This window comes from Arthrobacter celericrescens, assembly GCF_003614925.1.
Taxonomy (GTDB): domain Bacteria; phylum Actinomycetota; class Actinomycetes; order Actinomycetales; family Micrococcaceae; genus Arthrobacter; species Arthrobacter celericrescens.
This window is the reverse complement of record NZ_QYLP01000023.1, coordinates 66,861-92,303: the sequence shown is the minus strand read 5'-3', so window position 1 is coordinate 92,303 and position 25,443 is coordinate 66,861. Positions and strand designations below refer to the sequence as shown.

25 protein-coding genes, 1 tRNA gene and 1 pseudogene are annotated in these 25,443 nt (G+C 67.2%); 20 read left to right on the top strand and 7 right to left on the bottom strand.

Going from position 1 to position 25,443, the window contains the following annotated elements:
• The first annotated feature begins 1 nt into the window (after position 1).
• From D3654_RS05505 to der, 7 genes are all read left to right on the top strand, one after another.
• Entirely contained in the window at positions 2–892 is an 891-nt protein-coding gene (locus tag D3654_RS05505; RefSeq protein ID WP_120520517.1) for a segregation and condensation protein A, read from the top strand.
• Positions 889–1,554 carry an SMC-Scp complex subunit ScpB gene (gene scpB, locus D3654_RS05500; RefSeq protein WP_120520516.1) on the top strand — a complete coding sequence of 222 codons (666 nt, stop codon included), beginning with the start codon at positions 889–891 and terminating at the stop codon, positions 1,552–1,554. The genes D3654_RS05505 and scpB overlap by 4 nt, the downstream gene beginning before the upstream one ends.
• 107 nt (positions 1,555–1,661) lie before the next feature.
• Positions 1,662–2,873 carry a pseudouridine synthase gene (locus tag D3654_RS05495; RefSeq protein ID WP_120520515.1) on the top strand — a complete coding sequence of 404 codons (1,212 nt, stop codon included), beginning with the start codon at positions 1,662–1,664 and terminating at the stop codon, positions 2,871–2,873.
• A 3-nt stretch (positions 2,874–2,876) separates the two neighbouring features.
• Positions 2,877–3,992: a prephenate dehydrogenase gene (locus D3654_RS05490; protein ID WP_120520514.1), complete on the top strand. Its 1,116-nt coding sequence runs from the start codon at positions 2,877–2,879 to the stop codon at positions 3,990–3,992.
• The gene (gene cmk, locus D3654_RS05485) at positions 3,992–4,705 is read left to right on the top strand and encodes a (d)CMP kinase (RefSeq protein ID WP_120520513.1); all 714 of its coding nucleotides are present in this window, start codon (positions 3,992–3,994) and stop codon (positions 4,703–4,705) included. Before D3654_RS05490 ends, cmk begins: the two co-directional genes overlap by 1 nt.
• A 46-nt stretch (positions 4,706–4,751) precedes the next feature.
• The gene (locus D3654_RS05480) at positions 4,752–5,402 is read left to right on the top strand and encodes a lysophospholipid acyltransferase family protein (protein WP_120520512.1); all 651 of its coding nucleotides are present in this window, start codon (positions 4,752–4,754) and stop codon (positions 5,400–5,402) included.
• Entirely contained in the window at positions 5,399–6,949 is a 1,551-nt protein-coding gene (gene der, locus D3654_RS05475) for a ribosome biogenesis GTPase Der (RefSeq protein ID WP_120520511.1), read from the top strand. The genes D3654_RS05480 and der overlap by 4 nt, the downstream gene beginning before the upstream one ends.
• A 72-nt stretch (positions 6,950–7,021) precedes the next feature.
• Here the strand turns inward: der and D3654_RS05470 are convergent, their stop codons facing one another.
• Positions 7,022–8,170: a YhgE/Pip domain-containing protein gene (locus tag D3654_RS05470; RefSeq protein ID WP_120520510.1), complete on the bottom strand. Its 1,149-nt coding sequence runs from the start codon at positions 8,168–8,170 to the stop codon at positions 7,022–7,024.
• A gap of 112 nt (positions 8,171–8,282) precedes the next feature.
• Here D3654_RS05470 and D3654_RS05465 point away from each other — a divergent pair, with 112 nt between their 5' ends.
• Both D3654_RS05465 and D3654_RS05460 read left to right on the top strand, forming a co-directional pair.
• On the top strand, positions 8,283–8,879 hold the full coding sequence (locus D3654_RS05465) for a TetR/AcrR family transcriptional regulator (RefSeq protein WP_162943630.1): 597 nt from the start codon (positions 8,283–8,285) through the stop codon (positions 8,877–8,879).
• Between the two features lie 35 nt (positions 8,880–8,914).
• A complete protein-coding gene (locus tag D3654_RS05460) occupies positions 8,915–10,297 on the top strand; it encodes an HNH endonuclease signature motif containing protein (protein ID WP_120520508.1) in 1,383 nt (460 codons plus the stop codon).
• Between the two features lie 21 nt (positions 10,298–10,318).
• Here the strand turns inward: D3654_RS05460 and D3654_RS05455 are convergent, their stop codons facing one another.
• On the bottom strand, positions 10,319–11,098 hold the full coding sequence (locus D3654_RS05455; protein ID WP_120520507.1) for a hypothetical protein: 780 nt from the start codon (positions 11,096–11,098) through the stop codon (positions 10,319–10,321).
• 226 nt (positions 11,099–11,324) lie between these two features.
• Between D3654_RS05455 and D3654_RS05450 the strand changes: the two genes are divergently transcribed.
• Positions 11,325–11,401 (top strand) — tRNA-Pro (locus tag D3654_RS05450).
• 117 nt (positions 11,402–11,518) lie between these two features.
• On the opposite strand, the gene D3654_RS05445 is transcribed toward D3654_RS05450, so the two are convergent.
• Together D3654_RS05445 and D3654_RS05440 are read right to left on the bottom strand one after the other, a co-directional pair.
• Complete coding sequence (locus tag D3654_RS05445; protein WP_120520506.1) at positions 11,519–12,712, bottom strand: tyrosine-type recombinase/integrase; 1,194 nt, start codon at positions 12,710–12,712, stop codon at positions 11,519–11,521.
• Entirely contained in the window at positions 12,709–13,362 is a 654-nt protein-coding gene (locus D3654_RS05440; protein ID WP_162943629.1) for a hypothetical protein, read from the bottom strand. Before D3654_RS05440 ends, D3654_RS05445 begins: the two co-directional genes overlap by 4 nt.
• Before the next feature lie 81 nt (positions 13,363–13,443).
• Between D3654_RS05440 and D3654_RS05435 the strand changes: the two genes are divergently transcribed.
• The 5 genes from D3654_RS05435 to D3654_RS05415 all read left to right on the top strand — a co-directional run bounded on the left by D3654_RS05435 (position 13,444) and on the right by D3654_RS05415 (position 18,640).
• Entirely contained in the window at positions 13,444–13,662 is a 219-nt protein-coding gene (locus D3654_RS05435) for a helix-turn-helix domain-containing protein (protein WP_205571738.1), read from the top strand.
• Between the two features lie 322 nt (positions 13,663–13,984).
• Positions 13,985–15,403 carry a DNA primase family protein gene (locus D3654_RS05430; protein WP_120520504.1) on the top strand — a complete coding sequence of 473 codons (1,419 nt, stop codon included), beginning with the start codon at positions 13,985–13,987 and terminating at the stop codon, positions 15,401–15,403.
• Positions 15,404–15,619: 216 nt separating this feature from the next.
• Positions 15,620–16,210: a WhiB family transcriptional regulator gene (locus D3654_RS05425; RefSeq protein WP_120520503.1), complete on the top strand. Its 591-nt coding sequence runs from the start codon at positions 15,620–15,622 to the stop codon at positions 16,208–16,210.
• 314 nt (positions 16,211–16,524) lie between these two features.
• Entirely contained in the window at positions 16,525–17,712 is a 1,188-nt protein-coding gene (locus D3654_RS05420) for a phage major capsid protein (protein WP_162943628.1), read from the top strand.
• 316 nt (positions 17,713–18,028) lie between these two features.
• On the top strand, positions 18,029–18,640 hold the full coding sequence (locus D3654_RS05415) for a hypothetical protein (protein WP_120520501.1): 612 nt from the start codon (positions 18,029–18,031) through the stop codon (positions 18,638–18,640).
• A 41-nt stretch (positions 18,641–18,681) separates the two neighbouring features.
• Here D3654_RS05415 and D3654_RS20380 read toward each other — a convergent pair whose 3' ends face one another.
• On the bottom strand, positions 18,682–18,837 hold the full coding sequence (locus D3654_RS20380; protein ID WP_162943627.1) for a hypothetical protein: 156 nt from the start codon (positions 18,835–18,837) through the stop codon (positions 18,682–18,684).
• Positions 18,838–19,024: 187 nt separating this feature from the next.
• Positions 19,025–19,393 (bottom strand): hypothetical protein, encoded by a 369-nt coding sequence (locus tag D3654_RS05405; protein ID WP_120520499.1) that lies wholly within the window; start codon positions 19,391–19,393, stop codon positions 19,025–19,027.
• Positions 19,394–19,576: 183 nt separating this feature from the next.
• Here D3654_RS05405 and D3654_RS05400 point away from each other — a divergent pair, with 183 nt between their 5' ends.
• A complete protein-coding gene (locus D3654_RS05400; protein ID WP_162943626.1) occupies positions 19,577–19,855 on the top strand; it encodes a hypothetical protein in 279 nt (92 codons plus the stop codon).
• 357 nt (positions 19,856–20,212) lie between these two features.
• On the opposite strand, the gene D3654_RS05395 is transcribed toward D3654_RS05400, so the two are convergent.
• Entirely contained in the window at positions 20,213–20,548 is a 336-nt protein-coding gene (locus tag D3654_RS05395) for a hypothetical protein (protein WP_120520497.1), read from the bottom strand.
• A 102-nt stretch (positions 20,549–20,650) separates the two neighbouring features.
• On the opposite strand from D3654_RS05395, the pseudogene D3654_RS05390 reads away from it, so the two are divergent.
• From D3654_RS05390 to D3654_RS05375, 4 genes and pseudogenes are all read left to right on the top strand, one after another.
• A pseudogene (locus tag D3654_RS05390) lies at positions 20,651–21,310 on the top strand (homocysteine S-methyltransferase family protein); the annotation flags it as partial.
• Between the two features lie 96 nt (positions 21,311–21,406).
• Positions 21,407–22,927: a MocR-like pyridoxine biosynthesis transcription factor PdxR gene (gene pdxR, locus D3654_RS05385; RefSeq protein WP_120520496.1), complete on the top strand. Its 1,521-nt coding sequence runs from the start codon at positions 21,407–21,409 to the stop codon at positions 22,925–22,927.
• A 111-nt stretch (positions 22,928–23,038) separates the two neighbouring features.
• Entirely contained in the window at positions 23,039–24,124 is a 1,086-nt protein-coding gene (locus D3654_RS05380) for a sugar phosphate isomerase/epimerase family protein (RefSeq protein WP_120520495.1), read from the top strand.
• Positions 24,121–25,431: an MFS transporter gene (locus D3654_RS05375; RefSeq protein ID WP_120520494.1), complete on the top strand. Its 1,311-nt coding sequence runs from the start codon at positions 24,121–24,123 to the stop codon at positions 25,429–25,431. The genes D3654_RS05380 and D3654_RS05375 overlap by 4 nt, the downstream gene beginning before the upstream one ends.
• The last annotated feature ends 12 nt before the right edge of the window (positions 25,432–25,443 follow it).

The following is a 25,443-nucleotide window of genomic DNA, read 5'->3' as shown; positions in this document are numbered from 1 at the left end:
CATGGCAGAGCCGCTCACGCTGGCGGAGAACGTGCCCGACGCCGAAACAGCCACCGCCCGCAAGGGCGGCTTTGAGGTCCGGCTGGCCAATTTCACCGGTCCTTTCGACCTGTTGCTCGGCCTGATCGCCAAGCACAAGCTGGACGTCACCGAACTGGCCCTGGCCACCGTCACGGACGAGTTCATCAAGTACATCCGCCGGCTGCAGGAGATCGGCGAAGGCTGGGCCCTGGACGAGGCCAGCGAGTTCCTGGTGATCGCCGCGACGCTGCTGGACCTGAAGGCCGCGCGCCTGCTGCCCGCCGGCGAAGTCGAAGACGAAGAGGACGTCGCACTGCTCGAGGCCCGGGACCTGCTCTTCGCCCGCCTGCTGCAGTACAAGGCCTTCAAGCAACTTGCCGCCCACCTGGGGGAGACCCTGGAGAATGAAGCCCGGCGCTTCCCGCGGCAGGTGGCCCTCGAGCCGCACTTCGCGGCCCTGCTGCCCGAACTCATCTGGCGGCACAGCCCCGAGCAGTTCGCCGGCATCGCCGCCAAGGCACTGGAACCCAAGGACACCACGCCGCCGGAAGTCGGCGTCGACCACCTCCACGGGGCACCTGTCAGCATCAAGGAACAGGCCGAGATCCTCGGTTTCCGCCTGCAGCACGGGCGCCCGCTGTCCTTCCGTGCCCTTGTGGCCGACGCCGAATCCACCCTCGTGGTGGTGGTCCGCTTCCTGGTCCTGCTGGAGATGTTCCGGGACCGCGTGGTCGCCTTCGAGCAGCCTGCCCCGCTGTCCGAACTGACCGTCCGCTGGACCGGCCGGCCCGAGGGTTGGAGCAGCGAGAACCTCAGCGAAGAGTACGAAACAGGCACCGCGCCGGAACCAGAACCGGAGGAAGAACAATGAGTGACTACGAGGACGCCGTCGCCGGGCTCGCCGCCCTCGGCGAACGCCCCGGCGGGGCGCGCGCAGCCCTGGAAGCGGTGCTCATGGTGATCGACCAGCCCGCCACCACCGAGGAACTGGCCGCGGGGCTGGGACTTGGCACCGCCGTCGTCGACGAACTGCTGGCGGAACTGCAGCAGGACTACAACGGCTATACTGTTAAGGCCCCGGGCACGGATGCTGGCGGTTCACCTGCTGACGCAGGCGCCAGCAGAGCACCCCGGGGTTTTGAGTTGCGGAACGTCGCCGGCGGGTGGCGGATCTACTCACGGCCCGAATTTTCCGATGTCGTGGGGAAGTTCGTCCTTGACGGGCAGACGGCGCGGCTGACCCAGGCGGCACTGGAAACCATGGCGGTCATCGCGTACCGGCAGCCGGTCTCCCGCGCCAGGGTGTCGGCCATCCGCGGCGTAAACGTCGACTCGGTGGTGCGGACCTTGGTCCAGCGCGGCCTGGTCGAGGAAGCCGGCACCGATCCCGAATCGGGGGCGCTCCTCTACCGGAGTACCTCCTATTTCCTGGAACGGATGGGCATTGCCTCCCTTGAGGAGCTGCCGCCCATCTCGCCGCACCTCCCGGGTCTCGAAGGCATCGAGGAATTCTTCGACGCCGAGCGCATGTAAGTGCGCTGGCGGGACCAAACACACGCAAGGCAGAATTAAACACAGTGGGCAGAGCCAATCTGCCCGGCCGGCACCAGAAAAGCCGGCCCATAACAAAAGGACGGGTCATGACACAGGCGGGACGCCAGGGTTCACCACGTAACAGTTCGGGACGCAACAGCGGTTTCGGCAGCAGCCGCGGCAACGCAGGCCGCGGCGGAGCAGGCTTCGGCGGAAGCCAGGCGGGAGCCGGCAAGCGCAGCTTCCAGGGCGGCCCGTCCAGGCCGTCCCGTCCCCGCGAGGACCGCCCGTTCGACCCGGACAATCCCACCACGGCGGCCGATTTCGGCAAGCGCAAGGCCGCCAACGCCGCCGGTGCGCCCGCAGGCAAGAACCCCGCCGGCAAGGCACCCCGCAAGCCCGGCTCCAACAAGCCCGGTTACGGCAAGGCCCCTGGCACCCCCGGTGCGCTGAAGCCCAAGCCGAAGCCCGCCAAGCAGTCCGGCGCACGCGCCTTCGGCGGCGAACGCTTCGGCCAGAACCTCGGCCCCGTACGCAAGCCGCGCGGCGCCCGGAGCAACGTCCCGCAGTCCGAGCAGCACGACGCCGACGGCGTGCGCCTGCAGAAGGTCATGGCCCAGGCCGGCGTGGCATCTCGCCGCGTGTGCGAGGAACTGATCCTCGAAGGCCGCGTCGAGGTCAACGGCCAGGTCACCACCGAGCTCGGCATGCGCGTGGACCCCAAGACCGCCGTGATCCACGTTGACGGGATCCGCATCCAGCTGGACGAGAACCTGCTCTACATGGTCTTCAACAAGCCCAAGGGCGTCGTGTCCACCATGGAAGACCCCGAAGGCCGCCCCTGCATCAGCGACTTCCTCAAGAGCAGCAAGACCCGCGGCGAACGCCTGTTCCACGTGGGACGCCTCGACGTCGCCACCGAGGGCCTGCTTCTGCTGACCAACGACGGCGAACTCGCCAACCGCCTGACCCACCCCTCCTACGAGGTGCCCAAGACCTACCTGGTGCAGGTGCGCGCACCGTTCCCGCATGGCGTCGGCGCCAAGCTGAAGGCCGGCGTGGAGCTCGAGGACGGCATCGCCGCCGTCGACTCCTTCCGCCTGGTGGACTCCACCCCCGGCTACGTGCTGATCGAGGTCGTGCTGCATTCGGGCAAGAACCGCATCGTGCGCCGCATGTTCGACGCCGTCGGCTTCCCCGTGCAGCGCCTGGTGCGCGTCAAGATCGGTCCCATCGGCCTGGGCGACCAGCGCCAGGGCAGCATCCGCAACCTCGGCAGGCAGGAAATCGGCCACCTCCTGTCCTCGGTGGGGCTCTAAGGCATGTCGGCATTCCATACGCACGGCCGCGGGCACCTGGACGGGCCGGTGGTCATCTTCGGCACCGGGCTGCTCGGCGCCAGCATCGGCCTGGGCCTTCGCGGCCGCGGCGTGCCGGTGTTCCTTTCCGACCCGTCGCCCACCAACCAGGCTGTTGCGGTAGACATCGGGGCCGGCCGGCCCCTGGGTGAACTGGCAGCGCACGACGGCGGCCCCCAGCTCGTGGTGGTGGCCGCGCCGCCTGACGTGACGGCCGACGTCGTCGAACGCGCCTTGGGCGAGTACCCCGGCGCCGTGGTGGTGGACATCGCCAGCGTGAAGGCAGGCATCCAGGCCGAGCTGCGCAGCCGCGGCGTGGACCTGTCCCGCTACGTGGGCACGCACCCGATGGCCGGCCGCGAAAAGTCCGGCCCGGTGGCCGCCCGCGGCGAGCTGTTCACCTCGATGCCGTGGGTCCTGTGCCCGTCCGCCGAAAGCAGCGGCGACGCCTTGCAGACGGCGCGTTCCCTGGCGGGTGACCTGGGCGCGATCGTCACCCAGTTCAGCGCCGAGGAGCACGACGAAGCCGTGGCCCTGGTTTCGCACCTGCCCCAGGTGATGTCCTCGCTGCTGGCCAGCCGCCTGCAGGGAACCCCGCTGCACGCCTTGTCCCTGGCGGGCAACGGGCTGCGCGACACCACCCGCATCGCCGCCAGCGACCCCACCCTTTGGGTGCAGATCCTGGGCAGCAACGCCGGCAAGATCGTGGAGATCCTCTACGGCGTCCGCGAGGACCTGAACAGGCTGATCGGCACCCTCGAGGATCCGCTGGCCCCGGGCGCCCGCCTGGACCTGGCCCAGCTGATGAGTGAAGGCAATGCCGGGCAGGCCCGCGTTCCGGGCAAGCACGGCGGACCGCCTCAGGCCTATTCTTGGCTGACCGTCCTGGTGGATGACAAGCCCGGACAGATCGCGCAGCTGCTGACCGAAATCGGCGAGATCGGCGTCAACGTCGAAGACCTCCGGCTGGACCACTCGTCCGGGCAGAACGTCGGCATGGTGGAACTATCGGTGTTGCCGAACAAGCATGACCTCCTTATTGAAGCCCTCAGCGACCGTGGATGGCGGGTACTGCAGTAATGACACGTGAACTCTTTGGCCCCGAAACCGTTGTCCGCCCCGGCAAGCCGCTGGTGGTCGCCATCGACGGCCCCTCCGGCTCCGGCAAGTCCAGCGTGAGCAAGGAAGTGGCGCGCCGCCTCAAGCTCGCCTACCTGGACACCGGCGCGATGTACCGGGCGCTTACCTGGTACTGCCTGAAGACCGGCGTGGACCTGAACGACGGTGCCGCCGTCGAGCAGGCCGCGGAGGACCTGCCGCTCGAGCAGAGCACCAGCCCCAACCACGAGTACGTGGTGGTGGCCGGCGTCGACATCACAGAGGACATCCGCGAACCGCGGATCTCCTCCTCGGTCAGCGCCGTCGCCACCACTCTCGGCGCCCGCAACGAACTGATCCGCCGCCAGCGCGAGCTGATCGACCAGCACCACCACCGCATGGTGGTCGAAGGCCGGGACATCACCACCGTCGTCGCGCCCAACGCCGAAATCCGCATGCTGCTGACCGCCAGCGAGGAAGCCAGGCTCCGCCGCCGCGGCATCCAGCTCGGCGGCACGCAGAGCAAGGAAGAGCTCGCCGCCCAGGTGATCCACCGGGACGCGAAGGACTCCGCCGTGGTGAACTTCACCCGCGCCGCCGACGGCGTGGTCACCCTGGACTCCTCGGACCTGGACTTCGAGCAGACGGTAGACACGGCGCTGGAGATCGTGGCCAAGGTCATTTACGGTGACTGAGCTTACCGGGCAGCGCGTCCCGGCGGGCGTCCCGGCTCGCTGGACCATGCTGTGGAGCCGGCCGGTCGGATTCCTGCTGGACCACGTGTTGTACAAGACCAGCGTGCGCGGACATTCCAACGTCCCCAAGGCAGGTCCCGTGATCTTCGCCGGAAACCACCTCAGCTTCCTGGACGGGCCGGTGATGTTCGGCGCGGCCCCGCGGCCCATGCACATCCTGGTCAAGAAGGAGATGTTCGCGGGTTTCCTGGGCCGCGTGCTGCGGGCCTCCGGGCAGATCCCGGTGGACCGCTCCGGCGACCGCGCCGCCCTGCAGGCCGGCAAGGGACTGCTCGACGCCGGCCGTTGCGTCGGGATCCTGCCTGAAGGAACCCGGGGGAGCGGCTCCGCCGAAAGCATCGCCAGCGGCGTCGCCTGGCTCGCGCTGGCCACCGGAGCCACCGTGGTGCCGGTCGCGATCCTCGGCACCCGGCGCGGCGGGGAACACCTCGATTCGATCCCGCGGCTGCGCCGCCGCCTGTCCGTCAGCTTCGGTGCTCCGCTGTGCGTGAGCCGCCGGGCCGGCGAGTCCGGGCGTGTTTCAATGGACAGGGCGGCCGCCGAAATCCAGGCCGCGCTGGCCGGACATGTCCGGGAGAGCGTGGCAATCACAGGACAGGCATTGCCCCACATACCACCACTAAGGAAAGTGCAATGAGCGATACGACTCATAAATCCGGACTCCACGGAGCCGGCGACGACGAATACACGCCCACCGGCACCGACCAGGTGGCTGAGAACCTCGCCGCCCTGGACGACGAGGAAGCAGACCTCCGCGCCGCCTCCCTCCGGGCCGGCCTGGAAGACTACGAGCTCGATGAGGACGACGCCGCCCTCCTTGACGGCCTCTACGGTGACGAAGGCGAGGAAGGCCCGCTCCAGCTGGACCCGGTCCTGGCCATCATCGGCCGCCCGAACGTCGGCAAGTCCACCCTCGTGAACCGCATCCTCGGCCGCCGCGAGGCCGTCGTCGAAGACGTCCCCGGCGTTACCCGCGACCGCGTCATGTACTCGGCGCGCTGGAACGGCAAGAACTTCACCCTCGTGGACACCGGCGGCTGGGAGCACGACGCCAAAGGCATCCACGCCCGCGTGGCCGAGCAGGCCGAAATGGCCGTGGAGCTGGCTGACGCCGTGCTGTTCGTAGTGGACTCCGCCGTGGGCGCCACGGCCACGGACGAAGGCGTCATGAAGATGCTGCGCAAGTCCAAGAAGCCGGTCATCCTGGTGGCGAACAAGGTGGACGACTTCGTCCAGGAAGCCGACTCGGCCGTGCTGTGGGCCTTGGGCTTCGGCGAACCGTACCCGGTGTCCGCACTGCACGGACGCGGCGTGGCCGACCTCCTGGACAAGGTCATCGACACCCTTCCCGAGTTCTCCCAGGTGGAAAGCATCGACCGCTCCGGCGGACCCCGCCGCATCGCGCTGATCGGCCGCCCGAACGTGGGCAAGTCCTCCCTGCTGAACAAGCTCGCGGGCACCGAACGCGTCGTCGTCGACAACCTCGCCGGCACCACCCGCGACCCCGTGGACGAATTCATCGAACTCGGCGACCGCACCTGGCGCTTCGTGGACACGGCAGGCATCCGCCGCCGCCAGCACATGGCACAGGGCGCGGACTTCTACGCCTCCCTGCGCACGCAGGCCGCGCTCGAAAAGGCGGAGGTCGCCGTCGTGCTCCTCGCCGTGGACGAGGTGCTCAGCGAGCAGGACGTCCGCATCCTGCAGCTGGCCATCGAGTCCGGCCGCGCGCTGGTCCTCGCGTTCAACAAGTGGGACCTGCTGGACGACGAACGCCGCCGCTACCTGGAGCGCGAAATCGAGCAGGACCTGGCGCACGTGGAGTGGGCGCCGCGCGTCAACATCTCCGCCAAGACCGGCTGGCACAAGGACCGCCTGGTGCCCGCGCTGGACAAGGCGCTGGAGAGCTGGGACCGCCGCATTCCCACCGGCCGCCTGAACGCCTTCCTCGGCGAGCTCGTGGCCGCGCACCCGCACCCGGTCCGCGGCGGCAAGCAGCCGCGCATCCTCTTCGGCACCCAGGCCTCCAGCCGCCCGCCGAAGTTCGTGCTGTTCACCACCGGCTTCCTGGACCCCGGATACCGCCGCTTCATCACCCGCCGCCTGCGCGAGACGTTCGGCTTCGAGGGCACGCCCATCGAGGTCAGCATGCGCGTGCGCGAGAAGCGCGGAAAGAAGCGCTAGCTTCGTCGCTTAGCGCACGACGGCGCGCCTCCCCTTTAGGGGAGGCGCGCCGTTTGTTTTGTCTCCGGGCCGCTATGCCTCCGCGACCGCTGCCTGGTCGCGGAAGTGCCCGGTGACGATGAGCAGCACTCCAGCCACGGCCCACCCACCGAGGACCAGCCAGGGGAAGAGCGCGGCGGCATCCGGGAAGTAGGACAGGTCCCGCAGGAGCGTGCCGGAGGCGCCGGGCACGAACCACTGGCCTACGTCACCCCATGGGGCCGGGAGGAATTCCCTCGGCTGGGTGAGCGAGGCCAGAGGGTTGCCGATGAACATGGTGACTACGGCGCCCACCGCGATGCCGGCGCGGCCGATGAGCGAGGACAGGCCCGTGATGATCGCGGCCGTCGCGGCGATGCCCAGCCCGACGGCGGCGCTGTTCGCCCAGAAGTCGCCCTGGAGGATGTGGAACCAGCCCTGCAGGATGCCCACCAGGCCCAGGCCGCCGGTCACGCCGTAGGCGACCACCGCACCCAGCCGCTGCCACGCGCCGGAGATCAGCAGCGAGATCAGGATGCCGCCCACCATGCCGCCCATGGTGAGCGGAAGACCGGCGACGGCGAGCCCGGTGCCGCGCGGGTCATCGGCGGAGAGAGGCACGACGTCGGTCACCAACACGGTGGGGACACTCGCTGCTGCTTGTTGGGTAGGCGGCGCCTGGTTCGCTGGCGGTTTGGCTCCGGTACCTTGCTGGGCGCCGCCCTGGGCGGCCCGTTGGGCGGCGGCGATCTTTGCCTGCATCTGCGTGACTGCGTCGGTCAATGCCGCGATGGCCTGCTTGTCGATCTGCTGCTGCAGCCCGATCCCCAGCTGGCTCAACGCCGCGCTGGCGGCCGGGCTTGCGGCGCTGGCCGTCAGGATTTCGGGCGCGCCTGCTCCTTGGCTCGCGGGAAGCACCACGGCGCCGTACACGTCCCGGTCCTTGATGGCGGTGACGGCCTCGTCCCGGCTGCCGACCGTCCGGACATCCAGCATGCCCTCCGGTGCCCTGGCCGTGAGCTGCTCGACCTGTTCGGCGGAACCGACGACGGCGACCGGCAGGTGTTGCGGCTTGGCCGTTACGCTCGGCCAGGAGAAGGCGAGCAGGATGATGCACACGGCGACGGCGGCGAGGACAGCGATGCGGAGCGCCTGCGGCCAGCCGGTGCGGGGTGCCTTGTGCGCTGGGGCGGCGGTAGCCATGACGGGCTCCTTCAATAAAAAGAATGTTCGTTCTCTATTTTCCTCGAGGCAGGTAGACTGTCAAGAACGATTATTCGTTTTTAATGCCCGGCGGACGGGACGAAGGAGTGCCATGCCGAAGGTCAGTGAGGCGCACCGCGAAAAGCAGCGGCAGCGGATCCTCGACGCCGCGCTCAGCTGCGTGGCGCGCAAGGGGTTCGCATCGACGTCGATGGCGGACATCATCGCGGAGGCCGGCCTGTCCGCAGGCGCCGTGTACGTGTACTACCGCAGCAAGGAACAGCTCACGGTCGACGTCGGGCGGCGGGTGCTGAACGCGAAGATCGCGGTACTGGACGGCTTCCTGGCGCTCGACAAAGTGCCGGCTCCGAGTGTTGCCATTCCGGAGTTCCTGGCGCAGATGCCGCGCGATGGCTTCTTCCCCGACATTGCCGTGCAGGTGTGGGGCGAGGCGATCCATTCATCAGAGCTCAAGGAGACCGCCCGTGGTCTGATCTCCGAGGTCAGCGGGCATTTCGCTGCCTACTTCGCGGCCTGGTTCCGGCAGTCCCGCGGGCTAGGGGAGAAGGAGGCCCTGGCGGAGGGAGCGCGGGTGGCGCCGGCCGCCGTCGGGCTGGTCCAGGGGTACATGGTGCAGAGCGTCTTCTCGGACGACGCCGCGAGGCGGCAGTACCGCGAGGCAGCGGCGGCGGTGTTGGCGGGGTTGTAGCCAAGAATGTCAGTGGTCGATGATGTGATGGATTCATGGAGATCACCAGCAGTCTGAACGGAAGGGCGCAGCCAGCCGCGGTTGATCCTTTGCTGGTGCTCGACGGTCTGGTCTCCACGCTCGAGTCCCTCGAGCAATCCATCGCAAGTATGCAGGCTATGCGGGAGTACACGCTCGCCCTGGCGTCCCGGCTCGCGGAGGCGATGAACGACGACGACGCCACCTCACCAGGCGCGGGCTCGCTGCGGTGGGATGCGGCAGAGCTCGCGCAGCGGGCGGTGGCGGCCGAGATCGCCACGGCAACCCGCGCGAACGACCGCACCATCCAGCGGCAGATGGGCCAGGCCGTGGAGCTGCTGGACCGTTTCCCGACCACGTTCGGTGCTCTCGCGGCCGGTCGGATCAGCCTGGCGCACGCCCGGGTGATCCAAGACGCCGGTACGGCGCTGGAAGACCCCGAATCCTTGGCCCGGTACGAGTCCATCGTGGTCCCCTGCGCCGAGCAGCAGGCTCCCAGCCGTGTGCGGCGCCTGGCCGTCCGGGAAGCAGAAAAAGCCCAGCCCGAACTATTGGAAACGCGACACGAACGCGCCTGCGAGGACCGCCGTGTCTGGGTCACGCCCCTGCCCGACGGCATGGCCGAACTCGCCGCGGTCCTGCCCGCAGCCGTGGCCTACGGTATCCACGACCGCCTCACCCAGATGGCCAAAGCGCACGCCGAAGCCAGCGCAAACCAGGCCTCCGGTGGTCTTGATCAGCGCACTACTGATCAGCGCACTACCGATCAACTCCGCGCGGATCTCCTCTCAGAGCTGCTGCTCCGCGGCGCCCCGGCCGCGCACGACACCCCGGACGGTCTTCTCGCAGCAATCACCGCCCGAGTGGATGTCACTGTGCCTGTGCTGACCTTGATTGATGGAGAAGCTGACCGAGCCGCAGGCACGCCGGGCGCGGATAACACTGCCCAGGTCCCGGCGGAGCTTGACGGCCGCCACCCCATCGACCCCGCTACCGCCAGGATCCTCGCCGGCCAAGCCGCCGCGTGGAACAGGGTCCTCACCGATCCGATCACGGGAGCCGTGCTGGCCGTGGACAGGTACCGGCCCGGCGAAGACCTCAAACGGCTTCTTACAGCCCGGGACACCAGATGCCGCTTCCCGGGCTGCGGGATCAAGGCCCGCAAACTGGATCTGGACCACACTCACGACGCCGCCCTCGGCGGGGCCACGGAAACCGACAACCTTGCCGGACTCTGCCGGCGCCACCACGTGCTCAAGCATCACTCCCGGTGGAAGCTCCGACAGACCGGGGCAGGAGTCCTCGAATGGACCAGCCCCGCCGGACGTCGCCACACGGATCACCCACCCATACCGGCGACCCACACCAATGACGCCGCCAAAAAGCCGCCGCCATTCTGAGCTGCCCTGAACTCGCCGAGATTACCCGTGCGGGTACGCAGCCATGATCGCCTTCTGTCGCAGGACCGCGAACTGCGCATACATGTCATGCAGTAGGTAGAGGTCACGGCGGCGCGTCCACGGCTGGCCGGACTGGAGATCGTAGTCGCCCGGCATCTCGGCCCCGGCCGGCGCGAAAGCAGTCATGCCGCGGTCGCGCGTGGTCTGGACGCAGCGCTTCACGTGGTCGCGGAAGCCCACCACACCGGCGGTGCCCGAGGTTCCGCGAAGGGCAACCACCTGGGCGGCGACGCCGTCGGTGCTCAGGTAGGTGATGGTGCCGTCCGCGGCTATGACCGGTTCGATCGACGTCACGCGGTCCATGCCGTACTTGTTTTCGAGGAAGCGTGCGATCTCCCACTGGGCGAAGACGGGAACGTTCTTCTGCTTGCGCATCGCCGCGATGGTGTCAGCGAGGGCTTCGTTGACGGGCCCGGGTTCGTAGAGGACCTTGGCGGGATCGCCGCCGCCGGCCGGGGCGCGGTTGCCGAAGGCGTAGGCCACGATGTAGTCGATGTTGTCCACGGCAATGACCGGCGGGTGCCAGCTGAAGCCGACGTCCTGGATGTGAGGTTCGACGACGGCGGCCGTCGCCGGGTCCTCCAGCTCGCGGCTGAGAGCGTCGATCATGAGGCGGGTGAGCTTCTGTTCCTGGGCTGCGTCGGCCGCGAGACTTGCCTCGGCGGCGCCGGCGGTGAGGAGGGGGAGCGAGGCCGCTGCCGTGGTGGCGGCAGCGGCGGTGAAGAAACGACGGCGGTCCATGGGGGAGCCTTTCGGAACAGGGTGGCGTTGGGGGTGCTCCGGAACCGTAACTATCCCGACTGAACGAGGTTTGAACTGGGGGTTGCTGGCGGGTTCGTGGACTCGGATTTATGAGCGCGACGACACGGCGTGTCGGAGGGCTTCCGATTTCTCATCCGGGCCGCTTTCGTATAGGCTGATACGCGTTGCTTGAACGGCCGCGAACAGCGATAACGGGCAGGCATGGCGGGCTGTAGCGCAGCTTGGTAGCGCACCTGACTGGGGGTCAGGGGGTCGCAGGTTCAAATCCTGTCAGCCCGACCAATAAAACCGCAGGTCAGAGGCCGTTTCCGGAGAAATCCGGAGGCGGCCTCTGCTGCTTAATCGGCCAAATGTAGCAACGGGTGTAGCAACGGGTGTAGCAACGTGGAAAAGCCCCGCTCAGAAGCCCATAGCATCGGACAGCTTGGCGACGGCGGCGCGTGCGCTGTCATCGGATGTATGCCCGTAAATGTCGCCGGTGATGCTGACGGACGAGTGGCCTAACAGGTCCGAAACCGCTTTGATGTTCACGCCGGCTTCGAGCATGGCCGTGGCCGCGGAGTGCCGGAGGGAATGAACGCCGACGCCCTTGATCCCGGCACGCTTCGCGGCCGTCTGCGCGACGCGGTAGAGGTTGCGCGGGTCCACCGGCTTCCCGCTCTCCGTGGTGAAGACGAACCCGGTGTCCGTCCACGCGCTGCCGGCATGCAACCGCTCGGCAACCTGGGCCTTCCGCTGCGCCGTCAGCAGTGCGGCCGTGACCGGAGAGAGCGGCAGCACCCGCCGGGATTTCTCCGTCTTGGGCTCGGTCACGATGAGCTTGCCGGCGACGCGGGAAAGTGTTCCCCTGATCCTCAGCACGCCGGCGTCGTGGTCGATATCTTCCCAGCGCAACGCGAGGCATTCGCCGCGGCGGATCCCGGTGGCGGCTATCAACTTGAGGGCGTCGTGGTAGCGGGAGGATTTGGCGGCGCTAGTTAGGTCGCGGACCTCGGCGGGGGACAGGTGCCGGGCTTCGGTGCGTTCGACTCCGGGGCGGCGTACGACTGCGGCCGGATTGCGGGCGAGAAGCCCGTCCCGGACCGCTCCGTCAAGGGCGGCGCGCAGGACGGTGTACGTGGTCCGGATGGTGGAGTCGGAGAGGGCCCGGATTTCTTCCTCGCTGCCGTCCTCGGCCCGGACCTGTCGCGTCCGTGCCCGGAGGCGGAGGACCAGCGCTTCGACGTGGGAGGGCTTGAGCTTGTCCAAGGGCAGTGCGCCGAAGGGCTCCGGCATTAGGTGCTTGGTCGCCAGCGTCCGGTACAGGGAACGGGTGGACTCCTTGCGGTCGCTCGCTGCGAGTGTGGTGGCTGCCCACTGCGTGACCCATTGCGCAACGGTGGCTTTCGAGTCGGCCACCGGCTGGCCTTCCTCGAGCCGGTCTGCGGCTGCGCGCATCTTTGCCCGGACTTCGGCGCGGGTCTTGCCGTAGAACACCTTGCGTTGGTTCTTTCCCGTTTCCGGGTCGGGGTGGGTGAGTGCTCCGACGTAGCGGCCGTCTGACTCGCGCTTGTAGATGGACCCTTCCCCGTTCGCTCGCTTGCTCTTGCTCATTGCTGTGGTTTCCTTCCGGTCTTGGCTGGCTTGGTGATGTATCCGGCTTCGCGGGCACGCTTGACCCGTAGGGACGCGGTCCGGAGTTGGAGGTCGAAGTGATTGGCTACGGCTTGTGTGGGGGCGTCGTCAATGTTGGCTTCGTAGACGCGGGCGACTTCTTGGAGGACGTCGTCGCTGAGGCGGCGGCGGCGCTTCATGACGGTGGCAACGTCACGGCGGCGCGCTATGGACCCGGCTGGCCACGGCGTCCGGCATAGGTGGAGTAGCGATGCTTCGAGTACGTACTCAATCCGTGGACGGCGGAGGTCTGCGGCTTGTATCTCGCGTGTTCCGCTTACTGAGTCCATTTCGATGTGAAGGAGGCGGTGGGCCCCGCCGATCATTCCGAAACCGTATCTGACGTATAGGAACTCCTGGAGGGGGTCGCCGGTCTCCGTGCCGCCGTCCCAGAGGCGTTCCATTACCTCAAGGGCGGCTGGCACGCGGCAGTCTCCCACTTGGTGCCATGTGTCGGGGTCTGCGTCTTCGCCGCGGAGCTCAATCATGAGTTCGGTGCCGTCCTTGGCGGTGAAGGTTTCGCGGCGGAGCTCAAGCCTGAGTTGGCCGTCCTTGGCGGTGAAGGTGTCGTGGTGGGTTGCTCTGCTCATCTGATACGCATTTCTCTTGGTGGGCTCCTTACGCTGCAACGATACGCAGTTGTTCGTAACCATGTACATAAGAACTTGCGTATGAACTTGGAGGGAATCATGGAACGCGTACTGGTGACGATCGACGATGCAGCGGAGGCGCTCGGCATTGGGCGCACGATGATCTACCAGCTCATCAAGGAAGGCGAGCTGATCCCGGCGAAGATCGGGAGGCGGTCGCTGGTTACCGCGGCGAGCATCCGGGCCTTCGCGGCGAAAGTCAGCGGGGCGGACTTGGTGGCCGGCGGTGCTCGCCGGTGAGGGCTCGGGAAAATGGCGCGTTCCGGCTACGTCCTACATTTTTGCCGCCGCCGTCTAGGGAAAGTAAACGGGCGTCTACGGAAGCTGTGCTGGCTGGTCTACATCGTCGCCGGCTGGCGTCGCTGCGGTGCCCGCCCCTGGTGGACGGACGCCGGGACACTCTGGACCCGGCGGAGCCGGCAGGGTTCCGGGTGGCCCCGCCGGTGGCCGGGCTGGGGCCGCGGGAGCTGGTAGCGGAGGGCCGCCGTCTGGAACGGGCGGGCTGGCGGCCCTGGGAGCTGGCGGCCCGGCTCGGGCGGGGCTGGCGGGACGGGGGCCGGCCATGACCGACGCTGCCGAAACCGAGATTCCGGAGTGGTTCCGGGCGGAGGCTTTCACGGACGACATGCCGGGCGAGTCCCCGGACCTGGTGTTCCGCGGGCAGCTGCGGATCGCGTACCGGCTCGCCGCGGAGCACGCCGACAAGCTGATGTACGTTCACGGCCTGGGCTGGCACTGGTGGTACGGGAACAGGTGGGTCGAGGACCATACCGGGAGGGCGGCGCAGCGCGTGTACTCGGTCATTCGGGCCGCCCATGCCGAAGCATTCCGGGACGACAAGCTGGCCGCCGACGTTCGGGCCTGCCAGTCCGCCAACGGGGTGGACGGCGTCCTGCGGCTGGCGTCCAAACTTGAGGCGTTCGCTTTCACCCATGACGACCTGGATGCGGACGCCTACCTGCTGAACGTGGCTAACGGCACCCTTGATCTGCGGACCATGGAACTGCGGGCGCATGATCCGCGGGACCGGATCACGAAGGTTTGCCGGGCGTCCTACGATCCCGGAGCGGCCGGGCCGGTCTGGGACGCGTTCCTGCGGCGGTCCCTCCCCGACGAGGACGTCCGGGCGTTCCTGCAGCGCTATATCGGGCAGGCGCTGGCCGGCCGGACCATGGAACACGCCCTGGCGATACTGACCGGCACCGGGCGGAACGGCAAGGGTGTTTGGTGCGGGGCCGTGAACAAGGCGCTGGGCAGCTACGCGACGAGTGTCCGGCCCGACCTGCTGCTTGCCCGCGACGGGGCGCACACCACGGACGAAATGGACCTGATGGGGGTCCGGTGGGTCACCATGAGCGAAATCGAGCAAGGCCGGGCCCTGGCCGAAGCGACCATGAAGCGGCTCACCGGCGGGGACACCATCCGGGCCCGGAGGATGCGGCAGGACTCGGTGGCGTTTGAGCCCTCGCACACGCTGGCCATGGTGGCGAACCACCTGCCCAAGACGAGCGGCAACGATGAGGCGGTCTGGAAGCGGCTGAAAGTCGTGCCGTTCGAGGTGGTGATCCCGGCCGCGGAGCAGGACCCCCGGCTGGACGAAAAGCTGGGTCTGGAGCTGGAAGCGGTCCTTGCCTGGATCGTGGCGGGCTGGCAGGAATACCGGCGGCTAGGGCTCGCGGACCCGGACAAGGTCCGGGCGCGGACGGCGGCCTATCGGGACGACTCGGACGGCCTGGCCCTGTTCATCATGGACAACTGCGTTACCGGCGACGGGGCGAACGTTCCGCTGGATGCCCTGTGGAGGGCGTGGGAGCGGTGGGCGAATGCGGCCGGGTTCATCCGGCAGGCGGCCACGAAGCGCGAGTTCTCCAAGGCCATGGAAGCGCGCGGATTCGTGCAGGGGAAGTCCGGCGGGAGCCGGACCTGGAAACGGATTGGGCTGAAAACCGATATGGACGAGCCCTTGAGCGGGTGGGGGTAAACCGGTGCTGACCTGCGGAAACACAGCGCGAGGGACAAAACGGACTTTCAGCACCCATTCCCCAAATCTCATTCTCGTGGGAGGGGATACATTCCGAATGTCCCTTTGTCCCTCCGGTACGGCAACGCTGCCCGGCAGATACGGGCTGGCATTTGGCGCAGCAGGGTCATTAACACGGCCGGGTCACGTCCCGGCGGCAACGGCGGAGGGCGCGCCATGACCGGGGACCGCCGGCCCAATGCGCCTCGAGCGGCCGCGCGCGGCACACGGCACGACGACACGGCACGGCTGGCAGCTCACGCGGACCTGATGGGCCGCCTCGGTGTCCTGGTCCGGGCCGGGCTGACGGTCCCGTGCCTCGGCCACCGGGCGGAATGGACGGCGGCCGACGATGCGACGGCGCGGGCCGCGGCCGCTTCCTGCCGCCGTTGTCCTGCCCTGGCCGCGTGCCGGGCCTATGTGTCCGCCCATCCGGAACCTGCCGGCGTCTGGGCCGGCACCACGGAAAAGCAACGAATAGGGAAGCACCAAACGAAGGGAACAGCAATGGACAAGCAGGACGACAAGCAACTGCAGCGCGACACGCTGGGACTGGTCCGGGCCTACGCGACGGACCCGGCCGGGGCGGTGGCAATGCTGACCCCGATGGAGCTGGACGAAGTCCTGGGCGTGACCGTCTACCTGCTCGGGCTGATGAAGGCGTCCCGGACCATCCGGACGGACCTGGACCTGGGCGACTGGGCCGAGCTGGCGCTCCGGCAACTGGACGGGGACGACGCCGGCGGGCCCGACGACGCGGACCACTAGCCATGCCGCCGGGCGGTCCCGCCACGCTACTCTGGTCCCAAGCGCAAGCGGCCCGGCTCAACCGGGCCGCGAGGCGCGAGGGACACGGCCAACGGTCACACCGGATACGTTCCGGGTCAATCCGCCCGCCTATACGGTCCCGCCGAGGAATGAGTGCCGCCAGCGGTACGGGGAAACGTCAAGGACGAGGGCGCACGGCGTCAAGTCCGGAGAACCGGCTCCCTGAATCCGTCCGCGAGCCCGCCCGGCCCCCTAACCACTTTCCGTGCGCCCAACTTTGCCGGCGCGCATTCCTGGCCCAAGGAGGGCACACCATGAACACGAACCGTCTGGAAATGTTCCGGACCAAGGCTTCGGACGAAGCGCAGGCCGCCCGGGTCATTGCCGAGAGGGCCGCGGCCGAAGGCCGGGACCTGACCGCCGCGGAAAAGACAGACTTTGACGCGCGCATGACCAAGGCGCGGGACTACCTGGAGCAGGCCAAGAGCGCCAAGGCCGACCAGGACATTCTGGCGCAAGCCCGGACCCTGGCGGCGGAAGTAGGCGAACCTGCGGAGTCCGGGGCCGGTTACCGGCGCGGCGGCCGGAGCTCGGGCTGGGCCAAGGACGCGGCCGCGCGGGTTTCCCGGGCCCTGGTCATGAACGTGGACGGGCAGAAGTCGCTGGTGACCGGCACCATCGGGGTGCCGGTCCCCATCGCCACGGAAGTCGTGACCATGTCCGCCGCGCCGCGGTCCCTGCTCGAACTGCTCCCGGTGCGGCCGCTGACCAGCGACGGCTTTTCCACCGGCAACAGCTTCACGTTCCTCCGGCAGACGGTACGCACCAACAACGCGGCCCCCGTCGCGGACGGGGCACTCAAGCCTACGTCTGTGTTCTCGGTCGAAGAGGTTGAGGATAAAGTCCGGGTCATTGCGCACCTCTCGGAACCGGTCCCTGAGAGGTGGCTTGCGGACTATGCCGCGCTTGAACAGTTCCTCGGTTCCGAGATGGAGGCCGGTATCCAGGACGCCTTGCAGAACCAGATTGTGAACGGTGACGGCACCGGGGAGAACCTGACCGGGATCCTGTCCACGTCCGGCGTGGTCGGGCAGGCGTTCGCAACGGACCGGCTCACGTCCATCCGTAAGGCGCTGACCCAGCTGCAGGCCACCGGGGTCACGCCGACGGCGCTGGTGCTCAACCCTACGGACCTTGAGGCGCTGGACTTGCTCCGGGCCGACGGGGCGACCGGGATGTTCCTGCTCGGGGACCCGGCCGGGGACTCTGCGGCGAACATTTGGTCGGTGCCGAGGGTGCCGTCCAACGCGGTGGCCGCGGGTACGGCGTTGCTGGCGGACTGGACGCAGGCGGAGATTGTGATCCGGGAGGACGCCACCCTGGCCCTTGACCGGTCCGGGGAGAACTTCACGAAGAACCTTGTCACGATGCGCGTGGAGGGCCGGTTCGGTTTCGCGGTCAAGCGGCCGGGGTCCTTCGCCGTGGTGGACCTGGCCGCGTAAGCGGTCCGGCGTCGGCGTCAACGCCACCCGGCGTGCGGTGTCATGCCGCGCACGCCGGGACCGATGGCAGGCCGGCCCCATCCCTCGGGCCGGGCCCTTCCAGAACTGCCAGCGCCGACGACGGCGGGCCCGGCGCTCCCGCCTACCCGGAAGCACCGGGCCCGCCCTGGTCCTCGGACTGAGGAGGGAGGGGCGTCTCAATCGCGACAGCTTCCCCCGGGGACCGCGTTTGCCGGCAGTGATCCATCTCCCCCCGAGAAGCGACCGGGGGTCGCGCGCGCGTGGCGCTGGATGAGTTGCCGCGCGTCTATATTTCATGGACGACTGGCATGATGAACCCATGCCCAAACATTCTTCTGCTGATCTTGAGTTTATGGCCGGGGAACTTCACGAGTTCCGCGAAAGGCTGGCGGAGCTGCTGGACCACACAACTGCATTCGGGGCGGGGCCCGCTGGGTCCTGGCAGGTTCCGAAAGAGGGCAGCGAGGCGGAATTCAAACGGCTTCGCGGTGAAGTCTCGGTCCTTGCAGGGAGTGCGCAGGAAGGGATAGCTGTCACCAACTCATTCGTGAGAACGGAGGACGAACGGGGTCGGGAGCAAGTTCTGAATCCTGTTGCTTCTTGGCTCGTGATCACTCAGCCAAAACCCATGCTCCTCCCGGAGGACGTGCTGGGGGCGTGCCAGCTAGCAGAGGGCCGGCTTCGCTCCATGGCCGTCCGGACGAAACGGGATGAACGATCGCTCGCCGGTCGCGTCGCGGCGTTCATAGGGTGGCCCCGGCGAGTCCGTGAACTGGCAGGGTTCCCTGAAAAGAGCGCTGCCGGCAAGGCGACGCAATACGGCCTTACCGCTTTTCTGTGGGCCGTCGTAACGGGCATACCGGCCTCGGCCGCGTGGGCCTTAATCGAGCTTGCAATCCCAAAATAGACGGTTACCGGCCGCGGAGCTGGCCGCGCTCCGGCATTGGATCACTCCGGTTCAAGGTAGTGCTCGGGCATGCGGGACAGGTAAAGCCCGCTGTTGGTTTCCTGGAACTTCTCCATCAGTCTGTCCGGCAGCACTAGGTAGTCTCGCTTGACGAATTCCTCCACGATCACGATGGTCCCGGTTTCGCCGAGAGCCATGCGATGCCACGCTTTGGTCGCCCGCACTCTCTCCCCGAGGGCGTACCTGAGTTCATCGGCCCGCCAGAGCTGTTCCCCGCGTCTGGAGTAGCTAGGGGGCCTGTCTGTGCGATGGCCCGTTGCGTCCCGTGGGATGCCGCCTTCGTCCACCAAGATTGTTTTGTGGCCCTTCCGGAGCCTTTTAGCCCTAGTCATCCTGGGGTTGAGGTCTTGAATTGACGTTAGTTTGTTCCGGAATGCGGTCAGCGACTCTCGCGCGCAGGTCATAAATCCACTTCGTGTTGTTGGAGCCCAGTTCACGCAGGATGGACTGTGCGGACCGGCCCGTAGCCAGCTCTTCCATCACTGCGTCATCACGTTGTTTCTGGATGTCCGGCTTGCGGTTCTTCCAATGGTCATCAAATTGTGTTTGCGCCCGGATAATCTCCTCGCGCAGCAGGCCTATCGCGGCGTCGTACTTATCCAGACGTTCCTGGAGAGCGCCTTGCGCTGTCCGGCGGTCGGCCGCGAAGTTGGTCCAGAGCTTGTGCAGCCTGACAATCTTGGAATCCATCATGTTCCCCCCATGTCTTCCTGTACCCTGCGGCATCATCGATGCAGGTCTGTCCAATTCTGACGGGGAACGAAGAATTATCAAGGGGCACCTTCCAGGTAGGCAGCCCCATGCGGCGGGCGGCGTGAACATACTGCTGGGGCGGGTTCCGGCCATCCAGTATGAGCCCCCGTGTACTTTGGCCTCATGCTGGTCTTGTGCATCACCTTGGAAGTTATCGGCTTCGTCACGCCCATCTCTGCTGCGGTGGTGGCCTACCGGCGGTATTACCCACACATGCCGGATCCTTCGCCGGGTGCGGTTACCACGTATGACGATGTGGACCGGTGGATGAAGCACGACATTCCGGAAATGTTCCGTTCTCGCCGCGCGGCACTGAAGTGGCCCGCGCTCTGGGCGGCCTTCGGACTGGCCTGCTCGACGGCGTCCGGGGTCCTGTCGATGCTGTTCTTGTCCGGGAATTGATTCGGACGCGGGCGAAGAAAATGTAGCAACGGGATCGGGGAAGACCCCAGGTCGTTGCGCGGATTCATCGGATGATTACGGGCATCCTTTCAGTCGCACGCGCTGCGCAAAAATGTAGCAACGAGTGTAGCAACGCATCAACAAACGTGGATGTTCACGACTGTCCGCCACCGTCAAATTCCGCTAGATTCCGCGGTTTTTGACCCAGTGGCGGACAGTCGTGAACACGGTGCCTTAGTCTGGGGGTCAGGGGGTCGCAGGTTCAAATCCTGTCAGCCCGACGTCTAACCCTGGTGGAAGAGATTCCACCAGGGCTTTGTCGTTTCTGATGGAAGTCGGTCGTGAAGGCGACGTCGCCTATTCGTCTTCCCACTTGAAGTCACTGAACTGCCACTCGGCGCCAGTTTCAAGGCGGTCGGCAAGTGTTCCCGGTGGCATGGCCGCCAGAGCTGCCAGCGTTGGGTCGAGCTTGACCACGTGACTGATATGCGTGGCAACGCATCCTCCAGGAACGTTGGGGTCGTCCACTCCGTCCGCAATCGCCCAACCGTTGTCCGGGTCATGCAGGACTTGGAGCGCCGGACGTTCCCCGGAGAGGACCGTCCTCATCACCACAGCCCCAAGGCCGTCGGGGAACTGGTTGTTGGGAAAGGGCCACGGCATCTCTCGATACATCTCAGCGCTGTGTGTCATAGGAACATTGTCATTCAGTCGTTCCCTCTTCTGATGGCTCCGCCGGCATCCACCCCGTCACCAGCCGAAACCAACCCGCCCCTACCGCACACCCGGCCGAAACTTAGTCCCATGCGCCCGGACGTCATCGCGGACATCCACGACGCGTACTTCGCCACCGGCGTCGACGCGGTCGAAACCAACACCTTCGGCGGCAACTGGTCCAACCTCTCCGACTACGGCATCGATGACCGCATCACGGAACTGGCCCTCAAGGGTGCCAAAATCGCCCGGGAACGCGCGGAGGCAGCGGCGGAACAAGACGGCCGCACCCGCTGGGTCCTGGGTTCCATGGGCCCGGGCACCAAGCTCCCCAGCCTCGGCCACACCAGCTACGACTACCTCAAACAGACGTTCGCCCTGCAGGCCGAGGGCCTGATCGACGGCGGAGCGGACGCCTTCCTCATCGAAACCAGCCAGGACCTCCTGCAGACCAAGGCCGCCGTCAACGGCTGCAAGCAGGCCATTGTGTCCCGCGGCGTCCGCCTCCCGATCTTCGTCGAGGTAACGGTCGAGACCACCGGAACCATGCTCATGGGCTCCGAAATCGGCGCCGCGCTCACCGCCCTGGAACCGCTCGGCGTCGACGCCATCGGACTGAACTGCGCCACCGGCCCGGACGAGATGAGCGAGCACCTGCGCCACCTCTCCAAACAGTCCACGGTGCCGATCGCCTGCATGCCCAACGCCGGCCTGCCCATCCTCACCGCCAACGGCGCACACGATGTCACCTGTCAGGGTAGGACTTGCCTGCCCTGATCCGATGCCGTGGCGATGTGTGACGGTCCGTAAAATGGTGGCCATGGTTGGAGCAGCCCGATGAAGAGTGCCGGCGGCCGTTTGCTGGCCGGACTCGAGCTCGACCGTAAGGCTCCCCAGCCCCTGCACCGGCAGCTGTACGCGCAGTTGCGCACACAGATCCTGACGGGTGCGTTGCCGAGCGGAACCCGGCTGCCCTCAACCCGGACATTGGTCTCCGAGCTGGGGATTTCGCGTATCACCGTCGTGTCGGCCTTCGAGCAGCTCACTGCGGAAGGTTTCCTGCGCTCGCGGGCAGGAGACGGCACGTACGTGGACACGCTGTGGAGTGAGGCGATCCCACAGCAGCCGATGCCGCGGCCACCGCTGTCCGAACGCGGAGCAGCCACCTCCTCGCGCGGCACCGATCTCTTCAGCGAGGCACCGCACTCATGGGCGCCGTCGGAAACGGAGTCCTTTGTCGCCAGCCAGGTGGCGTCGTCGGCCTTCCCGGCGGCCACCTGGAAGCGCCTGCTGGCGCGCCATGCCGGGCGCACCGATCCGACCCTGATCGGATACAGCGACCCGCACGGCCACCGTGCGCTGCGGGAGGCAATCGCGGACTACGTCAACGATGTGCGGGGCCTGGGCTGCACGGCGGACCAAGTGATCGTCACCTCCGGCGCACAGCAGGCCTTCAACGTCCTGGCGGTCCTCCTGCTCGACGTCGGGGATTCCGTCATCGTCGAGGACCCCGGCCACATTTCCGGCCGGCTCGCGTTCCAGTCGCTGGGCTGCCCGGTCCGCGGCGTACCTGTCGACGAGGAGGGAGCGGTTCCTCCGGAGATGCTTGGCGAACCCGGGCCCGGGTACGACGACGGCGGGTCCCCGGCCCGGCTGGCCTGCCTGACGCCCGCACGGCAGCACCCGCTCGGGATCGCGATGAGCCCGGCGCGGCGCGCCGAATGGATCGCCTGGGCGCAGCGAAACGGGGCCTGGATCGTTGAGGACGACTGCGACAGCGAGCTGAGGTACCGCGGGAAACTCCTTCCGACGTTGTTCGGACTCGACCTGAGCCGGCACGTGATCACCGTGGGCTCATTCAGCAAGGTGCTCGCGCCGTCGATCCGGCTCGGATACTGCGTGCTGCCCGAGGACCTGGTGGAACCGTTCGCCTCCGCCTCCTCGGTCATCGGGCGCCCGCCCGCGATGGTCCTCCAGGCGGCGCTCGCCGATTTCCTCACAGAAGGTCACCTGCACGCCCACCTTCGCCGGACCCGGCGCCTGTACTCGGCACGGCAGGATGCCCTGCTCCAGGCGATCGACGAACAACTGGGCCACAGGATCGACGCCGCCCCGGTCGACTCCGGCCTGCACGTCATCGGCTGGCTCCGCGAAGATGCCAACGACATCGCGGTGGCCCGCGGGCTGGCCGCCGGCGGGGTGTACACCTATCCGCTGGGGGAGTACCGGGTCACGCGGCAGCTGCCCCCGGCGCTGCTGATTGGCTTCGCCGGAACGGCGGAGGAACACATGCCCTACGCGGTCGGAAGGATGGCCGCGGCATGGGACCGCTGGGAACGTGCCAAGGCAGGATCCTGAATGGACTTAACTGGTGCGGCCATAATGGATCTTCATTGGCATCCATTGGCGTCGTACAAATGATGCGTGACATTCGCCACCATCCCTGACACGCCTCCCGAGGAGCCACCGATGCCCCCATCCGACGAGCGATTCCGGGCGCTCCTGAGTCCCCGCCTCAACGAGCAGGAAATCGCGTCCCTGCCCCGCCTCAACGATGAACTTGCCCGGAAACTCATTGACCGGATCGACAACGCCCCGCTGTTCGCCCACGCCTATGCACTCCTGGGCAACCTGACCTACGGCGGGTACGGCCCGGTCGATGTCCTCGACTTCGCGCACCGGCACGGCCTGGCCGGCGCCTGCATCCACCTCCTCGACGGCGAGGAGCGCAGCCTCGGCCGGATGAGCGACGAGCAGCTGCGCGCATTCTCCGAACGCGCACGTAACCTGGGCCTGGCCATCCACCTGGAAATCAGCACCACCCTGCGTGCGGACGTGGACCAGGTGGTCCGCATCGCGGGCATCCTCGGCGTCCGGCACATCCGCGTCTACTCCCGCTTCGAAGGGCAGCTTTCGGAGGTCAAGGAGCGGATTGGGCAGGACCTCCACCGGCTCGCCACCCTCGCCGATCAGCATGATCTGACCTTCTCCTTCGAACAGCACGAGGAACTCCGCTCCACCGAGATCGCCGAACTGCTGTGCCGGGTCAACCACCCGCGGCTCCATGCGATGTTCGACTTCGGGAACATGATCAATGCCTGCGAGCGCCCGATGGAAGCCCTCACCGCCCTCGCGCCGTACATCCTGCAGGCCCACCTGAAAGGCGTCCACATCCTCCCTGAGGGGGACGGCTTCGGCCACCGCGGTGTGCTGCAGGGCAGCCCCGAGGACGACCTGCCTGGCGCCCGGATGCTGTTCGAGCTGCTGATGCTCGGGGAGGACAAGCCCCAGGTGATCGCCTTGGCCCTGGAGCAGGAAAACCTCTACTACGCCCCCGCCTTCCGCCATGCCGGCGAGGGCGAAGACCCGTTCATCCCGTACCGCGAGGTGAGCACCACTGGCATCCCCGACGGCTGGACCCGGGAGGACCTCCTCGCCGCAGAACCTGGCTGGGCCGACCACCAGGTGGCCCATGTGAAGGAACTGCTCGCCACCCTGCGCGGCATCGCCGTCGCCCAACTCGACCCGACGAACTCCCTGGCAGGTGCACGATGACCGCAACAACCCAAACCCCTGCAACGTCCGCCAAACCCGTCGACTGGAGCAAATGGATCCGCTTCGCCCTGCTCGTCATGGCTGGCGGGACGATCTACAAGCTGGCCAACCTCAAGGACGCCTTCTACGTCCCCATGCAGGAAGCCCTCGGCCTCAACCACACCGAGATCGGGACACTGCTGAGCGTGAACTCGATCGTCGCGACGGCGCTCTTCGTGGTGGGCGGCTTCCTCGCCGACCGCTTCTCCACGAGGATCCTCATCCCGCTCGGCCTCATCGGCACCGGCGCGCTCGGCCTGTACCTCAGCACCTTCCCCGGCTTCAGTCCCCTCCTGATCGTGTTCGCGCTTCTTGCAGTGTGCTCGGACTGCCTGGTCTGGCCCGCCTTGCTCAAGAGCATCCGCCAGCTCGGCGGCCCGAAGGAACAAGGCCGGCTCTTCGGACTCCTTGAAGGCGGCCGCGGCATCGTGGACACTGCCGTCGCGTTCTCCGCGCTGGGCATCTTCGTCCTGCTCGGTTCAGGCACCGGAGGTTTCCGCGCGGCGATCGCCTTCTACGCCATCGTGGACATCGCCGTCGGCGTGCTGCTCCTCCTCCTGCTCCGGTCCCGCACGGCCGCACAGGACAGCGGCCAGTCCGCTCCGAAGAAGCAGAAGGCCGGCCTTGGGGAGATCTGGCACGCGGCGAAGCTGCCGCAGCTGTGGTGGGTGAGCTTCACCGTTTTCATGGTCTATGTCGTCTACTGCGGCCTGACCTACTTCATCCCGTACCTGACCTATGTCTACGGACTGCCCGTCGCGCTGGTAGGCGCCTACGGCATCATCAACCAGTATGGCCTGAAAATCCTGGGCGGCCCCATCGGCGGCGTCCTCTCGGACAAGGTGTTCAAGAGCGCAAGCCGGTACATCCGCCTGGCCTTCCTGTGCCTGATCCCGGTAGTCGCGGTGCTGCTGCTCCTCCCGGCTGATCCCGGCAGCCAGGTTCCGGCGATGATCGTCACCCTGCTGTTCTCCCTGATCGTGTTCACCATGCGCGGTGTGTTCTGGGCTCCGATGGACGAGGTGGGAATCCCCGAACAGATGAGCGGCACGGCCTTCGGCATCGCGTGCCTGGTAGGCTACGCGCCCGGCATGTTCGCGTTCATCGGCTACGGGGCCATCCTCGATGCCAACCCGGGAGCAGGCGGGTACCACATCGTGTTCATCGTCCTCGCCGCGCTCGCGCTCGTGGGAGCTGCCGTGTCCAGCGGGCTGGCTAGAATCGCCAAGGCCCGCCGGGGCGGTAACCGGGTCCTGACCAAGCCCTGAACAAACGGAACC